Annotated in this window: 1 protein-coding gene; it reads left to right on the top strand. The window is 49.8% G+C overall.

Going from position 1 to position 838, the window contains the following annotated elements; all coding sequences use genetic code 11:
* Positions 1-838, top strand: an 838-nt coding sequence (locus tag C4F37_RS27180; RefSeq protein ID WP_176444603.1) for a 3'-5' exonuclease, incomplete at both ends; no start/stop codon positions are given.

Here is an 838-nt window from a genome sequence, read left to right as displayed (position 1 = left end):
GAACCAGTGGCGCAACAGGAAGTGGAAAAAGTCTGCACCGCCTGCGGTCAGACCGGCGGCGGCAACTGCCCTGATTGTGGCGCGGTGATGGGCGACGCAACATACCAGGAAACATTCGATGAAGAGTATCAGGTTGAAGTTCAGGAAGATGATCCGGAGGAAATGGAAGGCGCTGAACATCCACACAAGGAGAACACTGGCGGCAATCAGCATCACGATAGCGATAATGAAACTGGCGAGACGGCAGATCACTCAATTAAGGTGAACGGTCATCAAGAAATCACATCCACCAGCAGGACGTGTGACCATCTAATGATCGACCTTGAAACCATGGGAAAAAATCCTGATGCCCCGATCATCTCAATAGGTGCAATATTTTTCGATCCGCAAACCGGAGATATGGGACCGGAATTTAGTAAGACTATCGATCTGGAAACTGCTGGCGGAGTCATTGATCGGGACACCATTAAATGGTGGCTTAAGCAATCACGCGAAGCGCAATCTGCCATTATGACCGATGAAATCCCGTTAGATGATGCACTGTTACAATTGCGGGAATTTATCGACGAAAACTCCGGTGAATTTTTTGTTCAGGTCTGGGGAAATGGAGCCAACTTCGACAACACGATTTTGCGCCGTTCATACGAACGGCAGGGGATCCCCTGCCCGTGGCGTTACTACAACGATCGCGATGTACGCACAATCGTTGAGCTGGGGAAAGCCATAGACTTCGATGCCAGAACGGCTATTCCATTCGAAGGTGAGCGCCATAATGCACTTGATGACGCCCGTTACCAGGCAAAATACGTTTCAGTTATCTGGCAAAAACTGATCCCGA

It is taken from the genome of Escherichia sp. R1 (assembly GCF_003000935.1).
In the GTDB taxonomy this organism is placed as follows: domain Bacteria; phylum Pseudomonadota; class Gammaproteobacteria; order Enterobacterales; family Enterobacteriaceae; genus Escherichia; species Escherichia coli.
This window is presented reverse-complemented; position numbering and strand designations above follow the sequence as displayed.